At 65.2% G+C, this 20,568-nt stretch carries 22 protein-coding genes; 9 read left to right on the plus strand and 13 right to left on the minus strand.

Features of this window, described 5'->3' with window-relative positions; all coding sequences use genetic code 11:
• Window positions 1-819 carry an ABC transporter permease gene (locus EYR15_RS07220; protein WP_131002557.1) on the plus strand — a complete coding sequence of 273 codons (819 nt, stop codon included), beginning with the start codon at window positions 1-3 and terminating at the stop codon, window positions 817-819.
• Window positions 816-3,098, plus strand: coding sequence for an NtaA/DmoA family FMN-dependent monooxygenase (locus EYR15_RS17155; RefSeq protein ID WP_245498198.1), 2,283 nt, complete (start codon window positions 816-818; stop codon window positions 3,096-3,098). The genes EYR15_RS07220 and EYR15_RS17155 overlap by 4 nt, the downstream gene beginning before the upstream one ends.
• A gap of 77 nt (window positions 3,099-3,175) precedes the next feature.
• On the opposite strand, the gene ribA is transcribed toward EYR15_RS17155, so the two are convergent.
• The 7 genes from ribA to EYR15_RS07265 form a co-directional block, all read right to left on the minus strand.
• The gene (gene ribA / locus EYR15_RS17070) at window positions 3,176-3,799 is read right to left on the minus strand and encodes a GTP cyclohydrolase II (RefSeq protein ID WP_205741595.1); all 624 of its coding nucleotides are present in this window, start codon (window positions 3,797-3,799) and stop codon (window positions 3,176-3,178) included.
• 451 nt (window positions 3,800-4,250) lie between these two features.
• The gene (gene ribB / locus EYR15_RS07240; protein WP_245498199.1) at window positions 4,251-4,955 is read right to left on the minus strand and encodes a 3,4-dihydroxy-2-butanone-4-phosphate synthase; all 705 of its coding nucleotides are present in this window, start codon (window positions 4,953-4,955) and stop codon (window positions 4,251-4,253) included.
• On the minus strand, window positions 4,952-5,494 hold the full coding sequence (gene ssuE / locus EYR15_RS07245; RefSeq protein WP_131002560.1) for an NADPH-dependent FMN reductase: 543 nt from the start codon (window positions 5,492-5,494) through the stop codon (window positions 4,952-4,954). Before ssuE ends, ribB begins: the two co-directional genes overlap by 4 nt.
• Before the next feature lie 170 nt (window positions 5,495-5,664).
• Window positions 5,665-5,886, minus strand: a complete 222-nt coding sequence (locus EYR15_RS07250) for a dodecin (RefSeq protein ID WP_131002562.1) — start codon at window positions 5,884-5,886, stop codon at window positions 5,665-5,667.
• Between the two features lie 69 nt (window positions 5,887-5,955).
• On the minus strand, window positions 5,956-6,333 hold the full coding sequence (gene hpxZ / locus EYR15_RS07255) for an oxalurate catabolism protein HpxZ (protein ID WP_131002564.1): 378 nt from the start codon (window positions 6,331-6,333) through the stop codon (window positions 5,956-5,958).
• Window positions 6,334-6,377: 44 nt separating this feature from the next.
• Window positions 6,378-7,196 carry an MBL fold metallo-hydrolase gene (locus EYR15_RS07260; protein WP_131002566.1) on the minus strand — a complete coding sequence of 273 codons (819 nt, stop codon included), beginning with the start codon at window positions 7,194-7,196 and terminating at the stop codon, window positions 6,378-6,380.
• Window positions 7,197-7,265: 69 nt separating this feature from the next.
• A complete protein-coding gene (locus EYR15_RS07265; protein ID WP_131002568.1) occupies window positions 7,266-8,348 on the minus strand; it encodes an LLM class flavin-dependent oxidoreductase in 1,083 nt (360 codons plus the stop codon).
• A gap of 230 nt (window positions 8,349-8,578) precedes the next feature.
• On the opposite strand from EYR15_RS07265, the gene torT reads away from it, so the two are divergent.
• From torT to EYR15_RS07295, 6 genes are all read left to right on the plus strand, one after another.
• Window positions 8,579-9,649 carry a TMAO reductase system periplasmic protein TorT gene (gene torT, locus EYR15_RS07270; RefSeq protein ID WP_131002570.1) on the plus strand — a complete coding sequence of 357 codons (1,071 nt, stop codon included), beginning with the start codon at window positions 8,579-8,581 and terminating at the stop codon, window positions 9,647-9,649.
• Entirely contained in the window at window positions 9,646-11,202 is a 1,557-nt protein-coding gene (locus tag EYR15_RS07275; RefSeq protein ID WP_205741596.1) for a sugar ABC transporter ATP-binding protein, read from the plus strand. Before torT ends, EYR15_RS07275 begins: the two co-directional genes overlap by 4 nt.
• Window positions 11,199-12,257, plus strand: coding sequence for an ABC transporter permease (locus EYR15_RS07280; protein ID WP_245498200.1), 1,059 nt, complete (start codon window positions 11,199-11,201; stop codon window positions 12,255-12,257). Before EYR15_RS07275 ends, EYR15_RS07280 begins: the two co-directional genes overlap by 4 nt.
• 55 nt (window positions 12,258-12,312) lie before the next feature.
• Window positions 12,313-13,143 (plus strand): maleate cis-trans isomerase family protein, encoded by an 831-nt coding sequence (locus EYR15_RS07285; RefSeq protein ID WP_131002572.1) that lies wholly within the window; start codon window positions 12,313-12,315, stop codon window positions 13,141-13,143.
• A gap of 412 nt (window positions 13,144-13,555) precedes the next feature.
• The gene (locus tag EYR15_RS07290) at window positions 13,556-14,494 is read left to right on the plus strand and encodes a LysR family transcriptional regulator (protein WP_131002574.1); all 939 of its coding nucleotides are present in this window, start codon (window positions 13,556-13,558) and stop codon (window positions 14,492-14,494) included.
• A gap of 95 nt (window positions 14,495-14,589) precedes the next feature.
• Window positions 14,590-15,285, plus strand: coding sequence for a cysteine hydrolase family protein (locus EYR15_RS07295; RefSeq protein WP_131002576.1), 696 nt, complete (start codon window positions 14,590-14,592; stop codon window positions 15,283-15,285).
• Here the strand turns inward: EYR15_RS07295 and EYR15_RS07300 are convergent, their stop codons facing one another.
• From EYR15_RS07300 to EYR15_RS07325, 6 genes are read right to left on the minus strand one after another with little or no spacing between them, the layout of a single operon-like run.
• A complete protein-coding gene (locus EYR15_RS07300; RefSeq protein ID WP_131002578.1) occupies window positions 15,286-15,693 on the minus strand; it encodes a nitrile hydratase accessory protein in 408 nt (135 codons plus the stop codon). It abuts the gene before it with no gap.
• A 12-nt stretch (window positions 15,694-15,705) separates the two neighbouring features.
• Entirely contained in the window at window positions 15,706-16,335 is a 630-nt protein-coding gene (nthA, locus tag EYR15_RS07305; protein ID WP_131002580.1) for a nitrile hydratase subunit alpha, read from the minus strand.
• A complete protein-coding gene (gene nthB, locus EYR15_RS07310; RefSeq protein ID WP_131002582.1) occupies window positions 16,332-17,015 on the minus strand; it encodes a nitrile hydratase subunit beta in 684 nt (227 codons plus the stop codon). Before nthB ends, nthA begins: the two co-directional genes overlap by 4 nt.
• 26 nt (window positions 17,016-17,041) lie before the next feature.
• A complete protein-coding gene (locus tag EYR15_RS07315; RefSeq protein ID WP_165455456.1) occupies window positions 17,042-17,821 on the minus strand; it encodes an ABC transporter ATP-binding protein in 780 nt (259 codons plus the stop codon).
• Complete coding sequence (locus EYR15_RS07320) at window positions 17,809-18,594, minus strand: ABC transporter permease (RefSeq protein WP_131002586.1); 786 nt, start codon at window positions 18,592-18,594, stop codon at window positions 17,809-17,811. The genes EYR15_RS07315 and EYR15_RS07320 overlap by 13 nt, the downstream gene beginning before the upstream one ends.
• Window positions 18,591-19,547: an ABC transporter substrate-binding protein gene (locus tag EYR15_RS07325; RefSeq protein WP_245498201.1), complete on the minus strand. Its 957-nt coding sequence runs from the start codon at window positions 19,545-19,547 to the stop codon at window positions 18,591-18,593. Before EYR15_RS07325 ends, EYR15_RS07320 begins: the two co-directional genes overlap by 4 nt.
• A gap of 550 nt (window positions 19,548-20,097) precedes the next feature.
• On the opposite strand from EYR15_RS07325, the gene EYR15_RS07330 reads away from it, so the two are divergent.
• Window positions 20,098-20,508 (plus strand): 4-hydroxyphenylacetate 3-hydroxylase N-terminal domain-containing protein, encoded by a 411-nt coding sequence (locus EYR15_RS07330; RefSeq protein WP_131002589.1) that lies wholly within the window; start codon window positions 20,098-20,100, stop codon window positions 20,506-20,508.
• Window positions 20,509-20,568: the final 60 nt, after the last annotated feature.

Consider the following 20,568-nt stretch of genomic DNA (forward strand, 5'->3'; position numbering starts at 1 on the left):
GTGCGCCGCATTATCAATGTAAAGCCGGATCCGAGGAGCCTCGCGCTCCTCGGTCTGGCGCCCTTCGTGGGTTTGCTCGGGCTTTACGTGGCGTCGTCCGCCGTGCGGCTCGCCGCCAATCCGGGCGACAAGCTTCTCCCGCCGCTCAGCGCTATGGCTTCGACGCTGAGCCGGCTCGCGCTGGAGGCCGACGCGCGCACCGGGCAGATGGTGTTCTGGGCCGATACGGCCGCAAGCCTCCAGCGGCTGGGCCTCGCGATCGCGGCGTCCGTCATCATCGCGATTACCGTCGGCACAATCCTCGGCCTCGTTCCATGGGCCAAGGCGCTCGGCAACCCGCTGATCGCGGCCATCTCTCTCATTCCGCCGCTCGCGCTGCTTCCCATCTTGTTCATCGTGTTCGGCCTCGACGAGCTCTCCAAGGTCGTGCTGATCGCGATCGGCGTCGCGCCGTTCATGATCCGCGATCTGGCCCTGCGCATCGAACAGATGCCCTACGAACTCCTGATCAAGGCCCAGACGATGGGCGCCTCGACCTGGCAGATCATCGTGCGCATCGTGCTGCCGCAGATGCTGCCGCGGGTCATCGACGCCCTGCGTTTCTCGATCGGACCGGCGTGGCTGTTCCTGATCGCGGCCGAGGCGATCGCCGCCACGAATGGGCTCGGCTACCGCATCTTCCTCGTTCGCCGCTACCTCGCGATGGACGTGATCCTGCCTTACGTCGTCTGGATCACGCTGCTCGCATTCGCCATGGACTTCGCCCTCAGACTACTGAGCGCGCGGCTCTTTCCCTGGGCGCGGATCTCGACGTCATGACCGAGATCATGATCCGGGACGTCTGGAAGGAATACGCGGACCAGACGGTCCTGGAACGCCTGAACTTCACCGTCGCAGATGGCGCGTTCTGCGCGCTTGTCGGGCCCTCCGGCTGCGGTAAGACGACCTTCCTGCGAATGCTTCTGTCGATGGAGCTGCCCACGCGCGGCGAGATCACGATCGGGGGCGCGCCGATCGCCCGCGAGCCGGACCGCGACCGAGGCATCGTTTTCCAGCGCTATTCGGTTTTTCCGAACCTGACCGTGCTCGGAAACGCCATGCTGGGCGCCGAGCTCGCCGGAGCGCGCTTCACAGGTCGGTTGTTCGGTCCTCGCCGCCGCGCGGCCGAGGCCGCCGCCGTAGCGATGCTCGAGCGGGTCGGCCTCGGCCACGCGCTGGCGCGTTATCCAAGCGAGCTCTCCGGTGGGATGCAGCAACGCCTCGCGATCGCGCAGGCGCTGCTCTGCAAGCCCAAGGTGCTGCTGCTAGACGAGCCGTTCGGGGCTCTTGATCCAGCCACCAAGACGCAGATCCACGAACTTATGCTCGAGCTCTGGCGCGATCAGAAGATGACCGTGTTCATGGTCACTCATGATCTGCTCGAGGGCTTCAGCCTCGCGACCCGCGTGCTCGGCTTTGACAAGGTGCGCCGCGATCCGCAGGCGCCTGAGGTCTACGGCGCCACGCTTCAGCAGGACTACGACCTGATCGGCAAAGGTGCGGATCAGAGGGTGGCCCTTCTGGAGGACTGGCGGAGCGGACGGTTGAAGGCCGATCAAGCCTTGACGGGCGCTCCCAAGTTGCTGCCGCCCGCAAGCGTTCCGACCCTCACGCACAATAATTTGCAGCTCGGCGCACAACTGGATGATCGTCCTAGAGATAAAACCGAGGTGTCTGTAAAGGAACTCTCAGGTTATGAGAAGCCTCACCCGAGGGTGACGAGTAATTCAAGAGGAAAAGACATGCCCGCAAAAAAGTTCCATCTCGGCTGGTTTACGAACTTCACGCCTGATGAGTGGAATGGCCCGTTTTCGAACGGCGGAATGCCGTGGAACGGTGAGTTCTACGTCGACATGGCGAAGATGCTCGAACGGGCGTGCTTTGATTACATCATGCTCGAGGACAAGCTCGCGGTCTCCGAGACCTACGGCGGCACCTCGGAGGCCTACCTCAAGCACGCGCTCGGCTTCGCGCCGAAGCAGGATCCCGTCCCTCTCGCGACGCTGATCGGCGGCGCGACCAAGAATCTGGGCGTGGTCGCGACCATGTCGACGATGGCCTATCCGCCGTTCCTGCTGGCGCGGCTGTGCTCGACGGTCGACAGCATCGCGGAAGGCCGCTTCGGCTGGAACATCGTGACCTCCGCCGAGAACGCCGCTGCGCAGAACTTCGGCATGACCGAGCTGCCGCCGCGCGAGCTGCGCTACGACATGGCGCACGAATACATGGACCTCTGCTACCGGCTCTGGAATTCGTGGGACGAGGGCGCGATCGTCCGCGACCGTGAAACCGGAACCTATGTCGACTACACCAAGGTCAACGCGATCAACTTCGAAGGCCGGTTCTTCAAATGTCGAGGCCCGCTGAACACCGTCCGATCCCCGCAGGGCGTCCCGGCTCTGGTGCAGGCCGGCGGTTCGCCGAAGGGACGCGACTTCGCCGCTAAGCACGCGGACTCCATCATCGCGATTGGCGAGGGCGTCGAGGGGATGCGGGAGTATCGCTACGACATCCGGGCCCGCGCCCGCGCTCACGGCCGCAATCCCGACGACATCAAAGTCCTCTTCCTGGTCGCGCCCGTTCTTGGGGAGACTGAGGACGAGGCCTGGGCGAAGTACCGGCGCATGTCGGCCGAGCCGCAGTTCCTTGAGCAGTGCCTCGTGCTGATCTCGGCGATCACCGACATCGACTTCAAGAAGTACGACCTGGACAAGCCGCTGCCGGAGAAGCTTTACACGAACGGCGAACAGGGATCGCTCGACATGTTCCAACAGTGGGGCTCGAACAAGACGCTCCGCGACCTCGTGGTCGAAGCCTCCGGCGGCATCGTGGCCTCGGTCGAACTGGTCGGCACGCCGGAGCAGGTCGCCGACAAGATGGGCGAGACCATGGAGATGGTCGGCGGCGACGGCTTTCTGATCACCACGCCCGTGCAGGCCACCAATCGACGCACGGTCATTGAGGTCTGCGAAGGACTGGTGCCAGCGCTTCAGCGTCGCGGACTGGTGCGTACGGAATACACGGGCAAGACGCTGAAGGAGAACCTGCGCTCCTTCTGAACGCAGGATCGACGACGAATGAAAAAGGGCGGCCCACGCGGTCGCCCTTTTTCATTGGAGCTGGAGACGACCGTCGATTAGCCGCTGAGCAGATGGCCGAAGCGGAGGCGCTTGGTTTCGAGGTAGCCGGCGTTTTGCGGGGTGGCGGGGGCGATCAACGGCGTCCTCGACGCGACGTCGAACCCGAGAGCGCGCAGCGCGAAGATCTTCGCGGGGTTATTGGTCAGCAGCCGCAGGCGCTCGACCCCGAGGAGCCGCAACATCGCGGCCGCGGGCTCGAAGCTGCGGTCATCCGGTTCGTAACCAAGCGCGATGTTGGCGTCGAGCGTGTCGAGGCCGAGATCCTGCAGGCGATACGCCCTCAGCTTATTGACGAGCCCGATCCCCCGTCCTTCCTGATCGAGATAGAGCAGGACGCCCGCGCCGGATTCGAAGATGAGCCGGCCGGCTTCATGCAACTGCGGGCCGCAATCGCAGCGCATGCTTCCGAACAGGTCTCCGGTGAGGCATTTGGAGTGGATGCGCACCAGCGGCGGCCCGGCCGCCCGGACGTCGCCGACGACAACGGCAAGATGCTCGGCGGCGTCGACATCGGAACGGAATGCAAGCATCCGTGCCGTCGGGGCCGCCGCGAGCGGCATCGGGGTTTCCGCCACGAGGCGCAGCCTTGCGCTCGATCCTCCGCCGGCGGTGAACGCCATGATCGAAGCGGCTTCAACCTCGACGAAATCGTCCAGGCTGCGATCAGCGGCTCCGACGATCAAAGTCGGGATGAGCCGCGCGAGCCGAGCCAGCGAGATCGCGGCGTCGGAACCTTCGGGAGGGCTGGCCGGCCGGAACGGTGGAGAAGACGGCTCGGCGTCTGAGAGGGCAGATAGCGCCTGCGGCTCGAACAGACTGTCAGGCGCCTCAAACGCCCGCGCCGTCGATGGTTCCGCGTCGCCTCTCGCCATAAAGGCTGCGCGTCCGGAGGCGACGACAAGCGTCCGCTTCCCCGTATTGTCTAGAAGGTCATCGATTCCGCTGGGTGAAGCCGCCTCGGCCGACAGAACCAGCAAAGGCGCACACGCCTTGATGATGACGGGCCGGCCGCCACGCAACTCCGCCACAGCGCGCAGGACCGAACGGTCGGCTCGGGGCGCAACTCGGGAATCACGCACTCAGCGGACCTAGCGAATAGGGCGTGTTCCCCTCAACCCGGTAGCGCGCCAATGCGGCGACGGTCCCGATCCTCAAGCCATGTCTGCGTGCGAAGGCCACGAGTTCGGGCGTGCGCGCCATATGGCCGTCGGCGCTCATAATCTCGCAGATCACGCCCGCTGGGCTCAGGCCCGCGAGGCGCGCGACGTCGACGGCCGCCTCCGTATGGCCCGGACGCTCGAGCAGGCCGCCCTCGCGAGCACGCAGCGGAAAGACGTGGCCCGGGCTGACAAGGTCGGCTCCTCCCATAGCGGGATCGATCACGGTCGCGATCGTGTGCGCGCGATCGAATGCCGAGATACCGGTCGTCACCCCCTCTTTCGCCTCCACCGAGACGGTGAAGCCCGTTCCGCGCGGACACCCGTTATGCTCGACCATCGGCCTGAGACCCAGTTCCTCAACGCGCCGCGGGGTCAAGACGAGACAGATCAGGCCGCGCGCGTGTGTGGCCATGAAATTGATGACCGCAGGGGTAGCGAACTCGGCTGCGACGACGAGGTCGCCCTCGTTCTCGCGATCTTCGTCATCGATCAACACCACCATCTCGCCTCGGGCGACGGCGGCCACGATCTGGTCGGCGGAAGAGAAGAAGGACGCGAGCGCGTTGGCGCAGTCCAGCGTCGGCGCCGATACCGGCCTATGCAGCGGAGCGTTCAAGCTGCCTCCAGCGTGCGTGAGACAGCCTGGTCGAAATGGCTGATCGCCTGGTGAAGCATCTCCCGATGTTTGATGTCCGTGATGAACTCGGGACCGGCAGGATCTAGCGCGCTCTCGATCATGAAGTGCCCCTGAACCGAGTGGCGTGCGCCGAGCGCATGAAGGATCGGCCGCAGCGCGTAGTCGAGCATCAAAACGTGGGCCATGGTCCCGCCGGTCGCCAGCGGAAGGATCGCTTTGCCCGTCAGCGCGAATTGCGGCAGCAGATCGATAAATGTCTTCAGCAGGCCGGAGAAAGAGGCCTTGTACGTCGGCGTGACGAAAACGACGCCGTCAGCGAGCTCCACCAGTTCGATCGCTTCCCCAATTGCCGGATCGGACGCCTGGGCTGACAGCAGAGGCCCGGCCGGCAAATCGCGCACTCGGAGGTGCTTCGTCCGCATGCCGCGCTCCGCCAGCCGCTCGCTGACATATTGAGCGAGCTTCGCGGTCTTCGAATTTTCGGAGGGGCTCCCGGACACGACGAGAATGAACGGCATCGGATATCCTTGCTCGAAGCAGTCTCAGGCTGTTCACCGGCCTTCAGCTTATATCCCGGAGCCTAGAGATCGCGCGGCCGTCGCGCTTGCCGGGCTACGCACAAGCCTTTGATCATGTGCGCAGCCCGGAGACCCTCGATGTGGGCGCCGACCAGGAACGGCGCGGCGGGTTAGGTCGTCTGCGCGTCCTCAAGAGTGAAGCCGATCTTCAGCGTGACCTGGAAATGCGCCACCCTGCCCTCCTCGACGTGGCCGCGGGTCTCCACGACCTCGAACCAACCGATGTTTCGCACGGTTTTCGCGGCGTCCGTGACGGCGGTCTTGATGGCGTCGTCGATCGAGGAAGGCGAAGAGCCGACGATCTCGATGATCTTGTAGGTATGCTTCGACATAGAGGATCTCCTGCACTGCACCCCGACCGGGTCGCTTGGGGTTGGACGGGCGGCTTACGACGGTGTGGATCACGGCTCCTCATAGGAAACGTGAGCCGCGACGATGCGCCAGCCGTTCGGCGTCCGTATCCAGGTCTGGCTTTGCCGCCCCAGACGGGCGTCGCCCGGCATCATGAACTCGGCGTTCGCGGTGGCCGCGTCACGCCCGAACGTCGAGATGATCACCCTCAGAAGATCCCGCGGTCTTTGAATCGCTGGTCTGCCGGCGCGAAACGCGTGGATGGCGTCCGCGCCGTAGAGGTTCTCCCTCGGGCCGTATCGCAGGGTCAGCGGCGACGCCCAGAACAGCTCCCTCAGCATCGCGAGGTCGTTTGCGCAAAGCGCGATCTCGTAGCCGTCGAAGGCCGCGCGGACCTCGGCGACGATTTCGGCATCGTTGATCTGCATGGATCGCTCTTCGAACGTGACGTCGGCGTCGGGGCGCTTGGACCTCAATCGTCGGCGTCGTGATCCAGCCAGTGGAGGTGACGCGCGACCGACGTCGCCATCGCCTGCTTGGCGCCCGTCGCGATTACCTTGTCCCACCACGCGCCATAGATCGCGTCGTAGCTCCATGTCTCGACGCGCTCCGCGATCCGGCGGACGGACGTCGCTCCCAGCGGAATGAAGTTCGGATAGGAGCGCATGAAGGCTAGGTGCTTGCCGTCGGCGACGACCTGCAGAAGGTCGCCGGTGAACAGCGCGCCCTTGCCGCCGCAGCCCTCCGCCCAGTGCAGGATCGCGCCGCCTTCGAAATGGCCGCCGGTCCGGATCAGCGTCAGTCCCGGCAGGATTTCCTTGGAGTCGCCGCTCCAGAAGGAGAGGCACGGATCCTCCCGCATCACCCACTGCCGATCCCCGTCGTGCAGGTGCACCGGAATGTCGCCGAAGGCGCGGCTCCACTCCACCATCGTCGTGTAGTAGTGCGGGTGAGAGATCGCGATCGCCGCAAGGCCGCCGATCCCCTTGATCAGCTCGATCGTGGATGCATCCAGAAGCGAGACGCAATCCCAGAGCACGTTTCCCGCCGGCGTGCGGATGATCAGCGCGCGCTGGCCAATGCCGAACTGCGGGGCCGAGCCGACGCCAAGGATCTCGCCGTCATAGCGGTAAACCGTCATGTGCGAACGGCGGAGCTTCTTGAGCGTCGTCCAGTTCTGACCCGAGGCAGGAACGAACTGCCGTTCCTCCTCGCAGATCGGGCAGCTCTCCGGCGCGGTCTCGGTCGGAGAGAACTGCGTGCCGCAGGTCGTGCAAATGAACGCTTCCATCATGCCATTCCGTAGGTCGCGGGCGGAGCCCGGCGATATGAAAATGATCCGGGTGGTTAAGCGCGCCGCTCAGGCCACTTTTCTCGCCGCGGCGCCGCCGCGCAGCAGCGGCAGGCTCCGTTCACCAAAGCTGCGAACGCCCTCGACAAACTCGGGGAACGTCAACAGCATGCCGCTGATGCCGGTCTTCGCCTCCAGATCCTGGATCTGAAGGGCTATCGATTCCCAGGATCCGTGGATCACGGGAAAGCCCATGAAGGTCAGGTTGCCCTCGGTCACGTCGGCCGTCATGCCGTCGCGGAAGTGCCTGCTGGTCCCTTCGGGATTGGTGTCCATCGAGGCGCTCTTGACCACGTTCAGCAGCGCTTCCTGATCGGCACCGGCGACGATGTCGTCGCAGCGGTCCTTGGCCTCCGCGTCGGTGTCGGCTCCGATGATGGTGACGAGCGCGAGCGTGCCGACCTTGCGGCCGATCTTCGCTGATTCCGTCAGCACGGGCTCCGCGATGCGCTTCAGCTTCTCCGGGCCGCCGAACACGAAGTTGTATTCGGCGTGGCGGGCGGTGAACTGCACGCCCTTCGGCGACTGTCCTGCGCAGACGATCGGAATGTCGCGGCCCGGCGTCGGGAAGCACTCGCAGTCGTCGAGCCGAAAATAATCGCCCTTGAAGCTCGAGCGGCCGGTCGCCCAAAGCTCGCGCATGATGCGGATGTACTCGCCGGTCAGCTCATAGCGACGGTCGTGATAGTCGTCGGAGGGCCACAGGCCCATCTGGCTGTATTCGGGTCGGTTCCAGCCCGTCACGATGTTGACGCCCGCGCGGCCGCCCGAAATGTCGTTGAAGGTCGCGATCATCCGGGCGGCGACGGCGGGATGGACGCCGAGAACGGGCACCGTGGCGTAAAGCTCGATACGATCCGTCGCGGCGGCGAGCCCCGACGCCAGAGAGATCGAGTCCAGGCAGGAATCCCAGTAGCCGGTCTCTCCCCCGAAGCCGTGGTACTTGATCATGGATAGAATGAAGTCGAGGCCGACGCGCTCCGCCTCCTTCGTGATCGCAAGGCAGTGCTTCCATGTGGGGATGTATTGCGGGCTGTTCTTCGAGATAATGTAGCCGTTCTGGCCGTTCGGCAAAAATACACCGAGCTTCATCGCCCCAGCTCCCCAGTCCTGATCATGGAGGCCACCTTGGCCTTCTGTAGATATGATGGGGAGTGGTAGTGTCTCTGCCTGCGCTCCGGCAAGTTCAACTTCGAGCAGTGCTCGGATCGTCAAATCCTTCCGCACTTACCGGCAAGAGGAAGAATGGCGCCGGTGGCTAAGTAGCCTCGCCGGAGACGCCTGTGTCGCAGGGTCTGCCGGCCTGAGCCGAAGGAAGAACGATGCGCCTTTCTGCAATCGCCATGATCGCCGGTCTGGGCGTTATCGCTTCGTCCGGCCTTGCGGCGGCCGGAGATTGGTTCCCCTACAAAGTCGACGTCTGGCAGCCGCCGTTCGAGAAGGGCGCGGCCAAATCGCAGCGCGATTACACGGCGCTCGATAAGGCGTCCGCGCCCCACGAGATCTGCGTTTCGTTCCCGCACATGAAGGACGCCTATTGGCTCGCCGTGGACTACGGCGTCACCGAGGAGGCCAAGCGCCTCGGCGTGAAGCTGCAGGTGGTCGAGGCCGGCGGCTACACCGAGTTGAACAAGCAGATCTCGCAGATCGAGGACTGCGTGTCCTCCGGCGCCAAGGCCGTGGTGATCGGCGCGATCTCCTATGACGGGCTGAACAACCTGATCGCCGAGCTCAAGGCGAAGAAGATCGTCGTCGTCGACATGATCAACGGCGTCTCATCCAAGCAGGTCGACGCCAAGGCGCTGGCGTCCTGGGCCGACGTCGGCGAGACGATCGGCGGGTATCTCGCCAAGAAGCACCCCGCAGGCTCCGCCAAGGTCAAGGTCGCGTGGTTCCCCGGGCCGGCGGGCGCAGGCTTCGCCGAATCCGCGAACCTCGGCTTCAAGAAGGCGCTGGAAGGGACCGCGGTCGAGATCGTCGACACGCGCTACGGGGACACCGGCAAGGAGGTCCAGTCAAAGCTCGTCGCCGACGCCCTTCAGGCGCATCCCGACCTCGACTATGTCGCGGGCTCGGCGGTCGCGGCCGAGGCGGCGGTCCCGATCATCCGAGCGGCCGGCGTCGCGGACAGGGTGAAGGTGCTCGCCTATTACTACACGCCCGGCGTCGACCAGGGCATCCGCCGGGGGCAGATCCTTGCCGCGCCGACCGACTCCACCGTCGTCCAGGGCCGTATCGCGATCGATCAGGCGGTGCGGATCCTCGAGGGCAAGGACTACGTCAAGCACGTCGCGCCTTCGATCTTCGTCATCGAGAAGGAGACGCTGCCCGGCGTGACGATGTCGGCGGTGCTCGCGCCGAACGACTTTCGCCCGGTGTTCGAGGTCAAATGAGCCTCGATCCCGCTTCCATGGCTGTGAAAGCCGCGTCGTCGAGGGTCGGTGAGCCGCCGCTTCTGGAGCTGCTGAAAGTCACGAAGCAGTATCCGGGAGTGACGGCGCTCGATGGCGTGGACTTCACCGTTCGCTCCGGTGAGGTCCACGTCCTGTTCGGCGAGAACGGCGCGGGCAAGTCGACGCTGATCTCGATCGTCGCAGGCGCAATCCGGCCGACCTCGGGCGCTCTGCTGATGAACGGCGAGCGCCTCGATCTCGGATCGGTGCATGAGGCCCGCTCGAAGGGGATCACCACGGTCTTCCAGGAGTTCTCGCTCGTGCCGTCCATGACGGTCGAGGAGAACCTTGTGCTCGGAGCAGAGCCGACGCGCGCCGGCCTGCTCGACAGGCAAGCCATCCGGGCCGAGACGCGCGCGCTGTTGAAGCGTCTCGACTTCGACCTGTCGCCGACCGCTCTCGTCGGCGACCTCTCGCGCGCCGAACAGCAGATGGTCGAGATCGCCCGCGCGTTCCGCTCGAGATTGTCCGTGCTCATTCTCGACGAGCCTACCGCAAGCCTGACCGATCGCGAGGCCGACCGCCTGTTCGAGCTCGTCGCGCAGGCGAAAGCCGACGGGGTCGGCGTCGTCTACATCACGCACCGGCTCCGGGAGATCGAACGCATCGCCGATCGCATCACGGTGCTGCGGGACGGCCACTACATCAAGACCATCGCCGCCAGCGAGGCTGACGAGGAGACGCTGGTGCGGCTGATGACCGGTCGCGCCGCAGGCGCGATCTTTCCTGAAATCAAGGCCGACCCGAAGGACGTCGCTCTATCGATCGAGAACCTCTCGACGGCCTCGGGTTCGGTTCGTGACGCCTCGTTCGAGGTGCGTGGCGGGGAGGTGGTCGGTCTCGCCGGGTTGGTCGGCTCCGGCAAGTCCGAGGCGGTGCGCGCCGCGTTCGGGCTGGAGCGCGTGGTCGCGGGAAGCGTGACCATCGCGGGCCGCGCAGTCGCGAACCCGACGCCGCGCCGGGCGCTCGACGCCGGCCTTCTCTACCTGCCGCCCGACCGCAAGAACGAAGGGCTCGCGATGATGCGGCCCTGTCGGGAAAACATGAGTCTTGCGGCTCTCCGCCTTCCGCCGTTCGCCTGGGGTCCGTGGCTGAATCGCCGCGCCGAGGCGCGCGAGGGTATGAGCCTCGCCCGGAGAATGGATCTACATCCGATGCGGCCGGACCGCGACGTTGAAGCGTTCTCCGGCGGCAACCAGCAGAAGGTGCTGCTCGCCCGCAGCCTCACGCGGCCGGTCGCCGTCTACGCCTTCGACGAACCGACGGTCGGCGTCGACGTGGGCGCGCGCGTCGCGATCTACCGCTTCATCAAGGAGCTGTGCGAAAGCGGCGCCGCGGTGGTGCTGATCTCCTCGGATCTACCGGAAATCCTCAACCTCGCGCATCGCGCTCTGGTCTTCGCCGGCGGCCGTGTCCAGGCCGAACTCGCGGGCGCCGAGCTCACCGAGGAGGCCGTCCTGCGACATTTCTTCGAAAGGCGCGTCGCCGCATGAGCATTATTCCAGCGTCGGGGCACATGACGCCCGCTTCCGCTGCCGTCGTCACGCCCCGCCCGGCGCCTTCGGGTCAGAAACTGAAGCGCCTGTTCGTCAGACTAGGCGTGCTGCCCTTCCTGCTCGTGATAGCCGTCTGCGTGTTCTCGCTGATGGCGCCGAACTTTCTGACCGTAGGCAACCTCAGCAACGTCCTGCGCCAGTCGGTCTTCCTGACGATCGTCTCGATGGGACAGATGATGGTGCTGCTCACCGGCGGGTTCGACCTGTCGGTCGGCACCATCCTCGCGCTGAGCTCCGTCGTCGGCGCGACGACGATGGCGGCGTTGAGCGCGCTCTATCCTGAAGCGACCATGCTCGTCATCGCGGTCGGCTGCCTTGCCGGCGTCGCCGCCGGAGTGGCGATCGGAATCGTCAACGGGATCGGCGTCTCGGCGTTCGGCGTGTCGCCGTTCATCATGACGCTCGGCGTGTCCTCGATCGGCTTCGGCATAGCGCTGTCGCTGACCGGCGGCACGCCCGTCTACGGAATGCCCGTCGCTTTCGGAAACGTCTTCGGTTTCGGCGTGTTGCTCGGCGCGCCGGTGCCGATCTGGGTCGCAGCCGGCCTGATCGCCGCGACTTGGGCGCTGGTGAGCTGGACCCGCTACGGCCGCACGCTCTATGCGGTCGGCGGCAATGCCCGCGCCGCGCTGCTCTCCGGCATCAACACCCGGGCCACGCTGTTCGTCGTCTATGTCCTGTCGGGCTTGCTGGCTGCGATCGCCGGAATGTTGCTGACCGCCCGACTGGACAGCGGCGAGGCGAACATCGGCTCGTCCATGCCGCTCGAGTCGATCGCCGCGTGCGTCATCGCGGGCGTGAGCCTGCGCGGCGGCGTGGGCCGCGTCGGCAACGTCGTCCTTGGGGCGCTCTTCATCAATCTCGTCCAGAACGGGATGAACCTCGCTCGCATCGAGTCCTATCTGCAAACCGTAGTGATCGGCCTGATCCTGATCGCCGCGGTGATCGCCGATCAGGTTCGGCTCCGCTACGTCGCCGACCTCCGCTCCTGACGTCCCAGACCAGACGCTCCGCGCGTCCGCTCGCGTCGATTTCGAAAGTGCTGAGATGAGTTCACTGCCTGACTTCGCCCTTAGCGAATGCCCTGCGCCGGCTCCTGCCGCCGACACGACGCGCGTCGGCCTCATCGTCCCGAGTTCGAACACAACGATGGAGACTGAGCTGCCGGAGTTGTTCCGTCGCCAAACCGAGGCGACCGGCCATCGCTACACCTTCCACTCCGCGCGCGCCGGAATGCGGCGTGTTAACCCCGAAGAGCTGCGCGCCATGGTCGGCAAGGCCGCGGATTGCGCCGCGGCGGTCTCCGACGCCGACGTCGAGGTCATCGCCTATGCCTGCCTCGTCGCCGTCATGGCCCAGGGACCCGGCGCGCATATTCAGGCCGAGGCGGTGATCGCGAAGGCCGCAGCGGAAAACGGCCGACCGGCGGCGGTGACTAGCAGCGCGGGCGCTCTCGTGCGGACCCTGCGGTCGATGGGCGTCAGGCGGGTGTCGATGGTGACCCCTTACATGCGGCCCCTGACCCAGATGGTCTGCGATTACGTCACAGGCGAGGGCTTCGAAGTGGTCGACGCCATCGCGCTTGAGGTCGCCGACAACCTCGCCGTCGGCCGATTAAATCCTGAGAACCTGCCCGAAATCGCGCGCGGTCTGAAGCGGAACGGCGTCGACGCCGTGGTGCTGTCCGCCTGCGTGCAGATGCCGTCGCTCGCCGCGGTTCAGTGCGTTGAGGACGAGATTGGCGTTCCTGTGATCACCGCCGCGACGGCGACTGCGTTCGAGATTTTTTTTGCGCTCGGCCACCGGCCGGCGATCAAAGGCGCGGGATCGCTGCTATCCGGCGTGTGGCCCCGTCAGGCTGGTAGCCTCGCCGTATGAGCATCCCTGGAGCTTTCTAAAATGCACGCCGGCGGCCTGCTCACGGCTTAGACGTTGCTTGCGGGTGGCGACGCCGCAGCAGTTGGGCTAACTCCGCCACAGATTCCGATCACCCACCTGAGGCGGACGCGTATCTTCCGGAAGAGACGACAATCATCGTCTCGGTGGGGCAGCCAGCAGGACGAACAGTGGAACGTTATTTCGCGACAGCCAACGCGGATGCGCGAATGTCCTCTTCCTGGAAGGATGCCAACTTCCGCTAGTGGCGCAAAGAGGTCAGTCCTAGCGGTCCCTCGCGCAGCGCTGCCTTGGTCGCGGTTATGACCACGACTTAGTACGCACGCTAAAATGCGAACTTGAAAATTTTTTTAGCCATCACGGTCGCTGACCTGCGTAAATTTTGGAGGAGACGGTGCAGACCGCGGACGTCGATATCCGGCAGATCAGAGTGTTTCTCGCGGTCGCCCAATGCGGCGGGTTCTCGGCCGCGCAGGACATGCTCGGCCTCGCCCAGTCCACCATCAGCACTGAGGTCGCGGCTCTCGAGGCGCGGCTGGGCTACGTGCTGTGCCGACGCGGGCGGGGAGGCTTTCAACTGACGCCGCAGGGCGAAGCCTTCGTGTTGGACGCCACCACCCTGCTCGCCGCACTTTCGAGCTTCGAAACAAATGTCGCCAAGCGGCGCAAGCAGGGCCTCGGCGCCGTTCGGATAGCGATCATCGACAATCTGGTGACGGATCCAATTTGCCCGCTCATCCCAGCTCTGGACCGGTTTCACGGGCATACCGGGGGCCGTGCGCATATCGCGTTAGACGTGCTGGGGCCGAGCGAGATCGAGCACGGCGTCGCATCCGGCCGGATTGACCTCGCGATCGGCATCTTCGCCGAACCCTCGCCGCAGCTCATCTATCATCCGCTCTATCAGGAAAGAGACGTGCTGGTCTGCGGTCGGCGAAATGCGCTCTACGACGAGGCCGACGATCTCGAGCTGTTTTCTCGGATCCGCGGGGCCGAGAAGGTCGTCCGCAGCTTCCTCAGGCTCCAGGACTTCTTCTTCCTGAGCGACCAGCGCGACAGCATCACCGCGCAGGTGGACAGCGTGGAGGCCGCGGCCCTCCTGATCCTGGCCGGCCACCATATCGGCTTCCTCCCAGACCACTACGCCCGTCGCTGGATCGAGGCCGGCGATATGCGCATCCTGCTGGAGAAGAGCTACACGCGGACCTCGAAGATGACGCTGGTGCATCGCCAGGACGCCTCGAAGCTCAGCACGCTCGCCTCCCTCCTCATCGGCGAACTGCTCCGGGATGCATCACAGACCCCGATGAAACGATTGACGTTCGCAGATTGAAACGGGGACGGTCGCGGCCGACCGTAGCCGCGAATGACGTCGGCTTTTCCGGTTGAAGACATGCCGCTGCGCCTCCTGCTCGAAAATCCCCGTCCATGACCTCCATAGACGCGCGGCCGTACCGCTGGCCGCACCGTCAGGACCTCGCGCCCGGCGCGACGGCCCTGATCGTCATCGACATGCAGCGCGATTTCTGCGAGCCGGGCGGATACATCGCGACGGTGGGCTACGACGTCGCGCCAGCCCATGCGCTCATCCCACGCATCGCGGCGCTGCGGGACGCAGTGCGGAGCTGGGGCGGGCTGGTGGTCTACACCCGCGAGGGCCATCGGTCCGATCTTAGCGACCTCGGCTCCCACAAGCGGTTCCGCTCCCGCGCGGCCGGCGGCGAGATCGGATCGCGCGGCCCGCTCGGCCGGTTGCTGGTGCGTGGCGAACCAGGCTGGGACATCGTCGCGGCGCTGGCGCCCGCGGACGGCGAGCCCGTCGTCGACAAGCCGGGCTTCAGCGCCTTTCACGCCACCGATCTCGACCGCATTCTCGGCGCGCGCGGGGTCCGCCACCTCATCGTCTGCGGCGTCACGACGGACGTATGCGTGCACTCGACCCTGCGCGACGCCGTCGACCGGGGCTACGAACCGCTGCTGGTCTCCGACTGCTGCGCGGCCACCGATCCGGCCAATCACGCCGCCTCGATCGAGACGATCTGCTCGGAGGGCGGCATCTTCGGGGCGGTCGCCTCGGCGGCTGCGGTCGCGGCTGGTCTCGCCGCAGCCGAAGTCGCAGCCTGATCACGTCGCCGAAGGGCGATCGATCACCAAAGGGGCGATCTTCAGCCGGCCGTCGGCATCGCGCGCCGAAAGATGCTGGTGCGCCTTGCGAGACGCCGCGTCGAAGACGATGTCCGCCTCGACAACCGGCATGCGCGCCGCCGGCAGCACGCCGCGCTCCGCCAACAAATCCTGCAGCGCCTCGATCCAGCGGGTGTAGTAGTCCTCGCCGCCGACGATGCACGCCGTCGCCTCGTAGGCGCCGATGCGCGAGATCAGTGACTGCTGAAACTCTTCGAGCGTGAAGACGCCTCGCTCGGAAAGCGCAAGCGTAAGCGCGAAGGCCTGCGCCTCCCACGGCTGCTCGAACGCCAGACCGTCTGGAGCAGACGGCGCCGCCAAACGGCCGAGATCATGGACTGGTCGCATTGGCCCTCCCGCTCAGACCTGGACCCGCGCGACGCCTATCATCGCGTCGCGGGTGACGATGTCGGCGAGTTCGTCCTCGGTCATGCCTTCCGCGCCCGGTGGGCGTTCCGGCAGCACGAGGTAGCGGATCTCCGATACGCTGTCCCAGACCTGGATCGTGACGTCGTCGGCGAGCGTCAGTCCCATTTCGGCGAGCACCCGACGCGGCTCCCTGACGGCGCGGGAGCGGTAGGCGCTCGACTTGTACCATGCGGGCGGGAGGCCGAGGATCGTCCACGGGTAGCAGGAGCACAACGTGCAGACGACCACGTTGTGGACCGTCGCGGTGTTCTCCACGACGTGGAGATACTCCGTTTCCGGGCCACCGAGCCCGAGCTCGGCGCAGGCCGCGAGGCCGTCGGCCAGCAAGCGCGCCTTGAAGGCCGGATCGGTCCAAGCCCGCGCGACCACCCTGGCGCCGGATTTCGGACCGATCTTGTCCTCGTAATGCGAGACGATCTCGTCAATCCGCGCCGACGAGATGATTCCGAGATCGTTCAGGAGGGACTCCAGCGCTTCCGTGCGCACCGCCTGCCAGGGCTTCTCGGCGCCATGGTCGTGATCATGGTCGTCATGGCCATGATCGTGATGGTGGCCGCTCATGCGCCCGTCTCCCGATCCAGATAGTCTTCGCTGAGGTCGACCCGCACGATCGTGTTCGGCTCGGCGGCGTCGCCCCAGACCTCCTCTCCCGAAAAAGACACGTTGTAGACGGGCTGAAGGTTCTCACCCGTATTGTGGGCGCGCGTGTCGGGATAAACCCAGGCCTGCGCGTTCACCACCGTGACGGTCCCGACCTTGTCGCGGACGTAATGCGTCAGCCTGGTGTGGCCGGCAGGCTGATGGTTGCGAACCCGCACCCGGTCTCCGACTGCGAATTTCGGCGCGACCGCGACGTCTTTGCGCCAAGCGCCCCAGCGGATGCGCGTCTCCGACGGAACAGGCCAGGCGCGGTCGGCGTGCTCGACCGGCGCGACCTCTCCGGCCACGTCCTGCGCAATCCTCCGATCGACCTCCGCCCGGCGCACCACACCCTTGCGATCGAGGATCCTCTCCATCGCAAACAGCCAGCGCCCGTAATAACCATCGGTCAGATAGGAGGCGGCGTCCATCAGCTCGATCTCGTGCCGGTGCTCGTCGAGATTGTAAAGACCCGTTGTGTCCATCGCCTGGGTGATAGCGTAGACGCGCCCCTCCCAGCGGGCGTGGAACACCGGCTCGTTCGGCTCGACCGTGACAGGACCGAAGCCATGCAGCCCGCCCATGTCATGGATTCCGTTCATGCCGCCCTCCTCATGCGATCCCTCAGCTATTCGATAAGGTCTTCGATCCGGCGCTGCAGCGCCAGCGTCTCGGGCGCGTAGCGGTCCTTCGGCGTCGCCTCGGTCCGCTCGTCCAGCAGCACCGTCATGGGGCGTCCGCCGAGCACGATGACGCGGTGACCGACCATGATGGCCTCCTCCACATTGTGGGTGACCATGACGAAGGTGGTTCGGGTCGTCTCCCAGATCGCGCGCATCAGGTCCTGCATCCGCCGCCTCAGCGCCACGTCCAGCGCGCTGAACGGCTCGTCCAGCAGCAAAACCTTGGGGTTGACCACCAGAGCGCGGGCGATCGCCGTCCGCTGGCGCATGCCGCCGGAGAGCTCGCGGGGATACTGATCGGCCGCGGCCTCCAAGCCAACATGGCGCAGCATCGCCTCCAGCCGCACACGCTTCTCTTCTCGCGTCCCCTCGCAATATGGGAGCCCGAAGGCAACGTTCCGGCGCACCGTCAGCCAGGGGTAAAGATTGTTCTCCTGGAAGATCATGACGATGTCGGGCGTCGGCTCCTTCAGCCACTGGCCCTGGAACAGCACGCCGCCGGTGTCCTTTGCGCGCGCGAAGCCCCCGAGCGCCCTCAGCAGGGTCGTCTTCCCACACCCAGAAGGGCCTAGCAGGCAGGTGATCTCGCCGAGGGCGATCTCCAGCGAAAAATCTACGATCGGCGAGCGCGCAGCGGCGCCGGCGCCGGGAAACGCGACGGTCAGGCGGTCGACCTTTAACGCGGGCTCCTCGGGCGACGGGGCCAGCACGGTCAGATCCGCCACCACAGCACCCGGGCAGCGATCAGGGCGAGCATCCGGTCCACGATGAAGCCCGACACGCCGATGATCGCCATGCCGAACATGATCAGCTCGTTGTTGAACAGATTCCGACCCATCATGATGATAGCGCCGAGCCCGTCGCGCAGGCCGACCATCTCCGCCACGAGCACCGCCATCCAGGCCGCGATGAAGTTGGTGCGCAACAGCGTGAACACGCCGGGCAGAATGGCCGGAAGCACCACGCGGAACCAGCGGTGCGCCGGCCCTGCGCCGAGATTGCCGGCGATCGTCGTGAACTCCTCAGGCAGGCGGCGTATCTCCGCGAGCGTTGCGATCGTCAGGATGAAGTAGACCCCCATGAAGACGATGAAGACCGCGGTGACGTTAGAGATGCCGAACACCACGATCGCGGTCGGGATCCAGGCGATCGGCGCGATCGGCGCGAGCACGTAGAGCACCGGCGTCAGGCACCATGTCGCGACCTTCGACAGGCTGAGCGCCGCGCCAGTGACGATCGCGGCGATGAAGGCGATCGCCATGCCGGCGAACACGCGGAAGAAGGTGGATGCGACGCTCTGGACGAGCGGCGCGGCCTGCGACCCGAGCCCGATGCGGAAACCGCTCTCAGCCACGGTGGCAATGAACCGGCTCGGTGGCGGCAGCACCGACGTTAAAGCCACCCCCTGGCCGGCACCGAGATACTCCCAAAGCCCCAGCAGCAGCGCGAGCGTGCCCGCGCCGAAGATTGTCGGGGCGAGGGCGTCGGCGCGGCTCATTTTTGCAGGGACGTGATCATGTCGAGACGGAAGATGTCGGAAGCCTTCGTCGCGCCCTTCACGTAGCCGAGCTTCGTCAGATCGGTCACGACGCCCTGGATCGAGTCCACGTCCGGGATGAACGAAACCGGCGCCGGCGCCGACTTGAAGGCCTCCAGCAGGACAGCCGGCTCGACGCGGAAATACCTGCCCTTGGTCAGTATCTCGACGGCCTTCTCCGGCGTCTCGTTGATGATCTTTGCCGCGCAGATCAGCCCGCTGAGATATCCCTTCACCACGTCTGGTTTTTCGGTCAGCGTCTTGTCCAGGACGCTCACCACCGTGTTCGGCGAGAACCGGGTCCAGGTCTCCGCATCGTTGGTCAGTACGATGGCGCCCTCTTCGGCGACCATTTCGGTCGTGTAGGGCTTGATGTGGCTCAGGATGTCGACCTGGCCCGCACGGAACGCCTCGACCATCGCGAGCAGGTCGTTGAAGTAGACGAACTCAGTCGCTTCGGGGTCGATCCCGGCCTTGGCGAAGGCGCGCGTCAGGATCAGCTCCAGCGTGTCGCCCTGTAGGGTCGCGATCTTGAGCTTAGGCTTGGCCGCCGCGATGTGATCCTTGACGTCGTCGAGCGTCTTCAGCCCGGAGGCCTTCTGCGCGACCACTTCGATCACGCCCCAACCGCCGGCGGACGCCACCACCCGGATGGGTACGCCGCTGTTGGCGGCAAAGAACGGCAGCGTGAAGGGGTTCGTGCTGAAATCGATGGCCCCACCGGCAAGGGCGGCGTTGTTGTCGCCGGGGTTGGCGAAGAACACCGTCTCGACATCGAGCCCTTCCTTTTCAAAACACCCGCTCTCCTTGGCCACGAACAGAGGCGCCATGTCGATAGCGACGAGATGGCCAGCCTTAACCTTGACCAGCGCCGCCTCAGCCGGCGCCGCGGCCACCAGGCAGGCGAGCGCCAAAGCGACGGCGACGCTCCCGGCGCGAAAGGGTCTCGCGCGCAAAACAGATCGTAAGGCTGTCATGAATCTGGCGTCCCGAGGCGTGATCGAACGGCGCTTGAAGCAAAGGCCGATACCGCCCTCGCATCGGAAATGTTCATGGACGCGGCATTGCATAATAGGGGCGAAGGATGATCCATTCATCGCGAAACCCGAAGTTTGCTTGGGTTGGTAGACCGGTGTCGCCCACTTGCTGATGTCGGCTGTGAAGGCCGAGCGCAATTCCTCCGTGCGCCAAGTTCTATTATCGGCTAGCCGAAGCTTGGCCGATTTCCAGTCAGCGTCGCTCCCCTGGATGCTATCGCGCTAGTCGCCTTCTCATTTATATATCAACAGCTTAAACTGACGACACTATAAGTTTTTGGATGATTGACGAGAGTGTCGCAAATTGTATTTGATCTAATTGTCGAAAGGACGTCGTTGATATTTCGTCTGCGTCACGCTGATCGCTACAAGGGCCACGCGCTAGCGCGGAGGTCTACCGCAGGCATGAAGGCGCCGGGCCGACGCAGTGCTCGATTACTACGCCTATGCACGCGACCAGGACCTATATCTGTCCTACGTCATCATCGATCCGCAGGGCGACCGGTCGAAGGCGGCAAGCGAGGGTGGTAACGGCGAGGTCGCCGTCCGCATCGTCGATGAGGATCCGGGGGGCGTCACGATCCGCGGAGCGAAGATGCTCGGCACCGGCGCTGCGCTTTCCGACGAAGTCTTGGTCACGACGCTGCGGCCGCTGGGCGCGGACGAAGCTCGCTTCGCCTTCACCGCCGCCGTGCCGATCGCAGCCGCGGGCGTGAAGCTGATGTCGCGAAGGGAGCTCCGAACTTCCCCGCGCGCACTGCGTCTAATTCGTGGAAGCGCATCTGCAGCTGGCGCTGCTATGTCTTTTGCCACGACGTCGGTAAGCCTTTCGTATTAAATGCATCTATAATTATTGATTTTTGATTTCTGCGAGATCAGGCTGGTTTTCAACAACGGC

The sequence above is a fragment of the Hansschlegelia quercus genome (assembly GCF_004310425.1).
GTDB classification, from domain to species: Bacteria; Pseudomonadota; Alphaproteobacteria; order Rhizobiales; family Methylopilaceae; genus Methylopila; species Methylopila quercus.